The following is a 2,500-nucleotide window of genomic DNA, read 5'->3' as shown; positions in this document are numbered from 1 at the left end:
GCGGATGAGCTGTGGATAGGGGTGAAAGGCTAAACAAACTTGGAAATAGCTGGTTCTCTCCGAAAACTATTTAGGTAGTGCCTCAAGTATTACCATCGGGGGTAGAGCACTGTTATGGCTAGGGGGTCATGGCGACTTACCAAACCATGGCAAACTCCGAATACCGATGAGTATGAGCTTGGGAGACAGTGCACCGGGTGCTAACGTCCGGACACAAGAGGGAAACAACCCAGACCGCCAGCTAAGGTCCCCAAAATTGGCTAAGTGGGAAACGAAGTGGGAAGGCATAGACAGTCAGGAGGTTGGCTTAGAAGCAGCCATCCTTTAAAGAAAGCGTAATAGCTCACTGATCGAGTCGTCCTGCGCGGAAGATGTAACGGGGCTCAAGCCAGTTACCGAAGCTGCGGATGCACAGTTTGACTGTGCGTGGTAGGAGAGCGTTCTGTAAGCCTGAGAAGGTGAACTGTGAGGTTTGCTGGAGGTATCAGAAGTGCGAATGCTGACATGAGTAGCGTTAAAAGGGGTGAAAAGCCCCTTCGCCGAAAGCGCAAGGTTTCCTACGCAACGTTCATCGGCGTAGGGTGAGTCGGCCCCTAAGGCGAGGCAGAGATGCGTAGCTGATGGGAAACAGGTTAATATTCCTGTACCGAGTTGTAGTGCGATGTGGGGACGAAGAAGGTTAGCTCATCAGCCTGTTGGAATAGGCTGTTGCGATTCGTAGGTGGGGAGTTTAGGCAAATCCGGACTCCTATTTAAACACTGAGGATGAGGACGAGGGTCTACGGACCTGAAGTGAGTGATACCCAGCTTCCAAGAAAAGCCACTAAGCTTCAGCTACAACACGACCGTACCGCAAACCGACACTGGTGCGCGAGATGAGTATTCTAAGGCGCTTGAGAGAACTCTGGAGAAGGAACTCGGCAAATTGACACCGTAACTTCGGGAGAAGGTGTGCCCTTGGTAGGTGAACGTGAACAACGGGAGCCGAAGGGGGCCGCAGAGAATAGGTGGCTGCGACTGTTTATTAAAAACACAGCACTCTGCTAACACGAAAGTGGAAGTATAGGGTGTGATGCCTGCCCGGTGCTGGAAGATTAAATGATGGGGTGCAAGCTCTTGATTGAAGTCCCAGTAAACGGCGGCCGTAACTATAACGGTCCTAAGGTAGCGAAATTCCTTGTCGGGTAAGTTCCGACCTGCACGAATGGCATAACGATGGCCACACTGTCTCCTCCAGAGACTCAGCGAAGTTGAAATGTTTGTGATGATGCAATCTCCCCGCGGAAAGACGGAAAGACCCCATGAACCTTTACTGTAGCTTTGTATTGGACTTTGAATATATCTGTGTAGGATAGGTGGGAGGCTATGAAGCGTGTACGCTAGTATGCGCAGAGCCGCCCTTGAAATACCACCCTGGTGTGTTTGAGGTTCTAACCTAGGTCCCTGAATCGGGACTGGGGACAGTGCATGGTAGGCAGTTTGACTGGGGCGGTCTCCTCCTAAAGTGTAACGGAGGAGTTCGAAGGTACGCTAGGCACGGTCGGAAATCGTGCTGATAGTGCAATGGTACAAGCGTGCTTAACTGCGAGACTGACAAGTCGAGCAGATGCGAAAGCAGGACATAGTGATCCGGTGGTTCTGAATGGAAGGGCCATCGCTCAACGGATAAAAGGTACTCTGGGGATAACAGGCTGATACCGCCCAAGAGTTCATATCGACGGCGGTGTTTGGCACCTCGATGTCGGCTCATCTCATCCTGGGGCTGTAGCCGGTCCCAAGGGTATGGCTGTTCGCCATTTAAAGAGGTACGTGAGCTGGGTTTAAAACGTCGTGAGACAGTTTGGTCCCTATCTTCCGTGGGCGCTGCAAGATTGAGAGAGCCTGCTCCTAGTACGAGAGGACCGGAGTGGACGCACCTCTGGTGTATCGGTTGTCACGCCAGTGGCATTGCCGAGTAGCTAAGTGCGGAAGAGATAACCGCTGAAAGCATCTAAGCGGGAAACTCGTCTCAAGATAAGTCTTGCCGGGGCCTAGAGCCCCCTGAAGAGTCGTTCGAGACCAGGACGTTGATAGGCCGGGTGTGGAAGTGCAGTAATGTACGTAGCTAACCGGTACTAATTGCTCGTGAGGCTTGACCCTATAACTTTGATTGACAAAGTGAAAAGTAGGTCACTGCGAAAATGAATACGTGATTTATGCCCTTTTATATGAAAGAGGCGCCAATCAAGATAAGCTGATTAGCGATGATATGAATTGAGAAGCGGGAGCTTGGTAACGAGCTCTTTCTTCAGAACAACAGGTTACAGTCTGATGACCATAGCAAGGTGGCACCACTCCTTCCCATCCCGAACAGGACAGTGAAACGCCTTAGCGCCGATGATAGTGCCCAATTGCCGGGTGTGAAAGTAGGACATCGTCAGACTATTTATGCTACGGAAAAGCCCTCTGCTAAACACAGGGGGCTTTTTTATTGGCGGGGAAAGAAGCATTACAAACATAA

The 2,500-nt window shown here is 51.0% G+C and carries 2 rRNA genes (1 of these 2 cut by a window edge); both read left to right on the top strand.

From position 1 onward, the window contains the following. Positions 1 to 2,139 (top strand): 23S ribosomal RNA (locus AACY98_RS10745) (it extends 757 nt beyond the left edge of the window). 167 nt (positions 2,140 to 2,306) lie between these two features. Beyond that, positions 2,307 to 2,422, top strand: a 5S ribosomal RNA gene (rrf, locus tag AACY98_RS10740). Positions 2,423 to 2,500: the final 78 nt, after the last annotated feature.

This window comes from Saezia sanguinis (assembly GCF_963921665.1).
GTDB classification, from domain to species: domain Bacteria; phylum Pseudomonadota; class Gammaproteobacteria; order Burkholderiales; family Burkholderiaceae_C; genus Saezia; species Saezia sanguinis.
The sequence above is the reverse complement of the archived record's forward strand: the minus strand, read 5'-3'. Positions and strand labels throughout refer to the sequence as shown.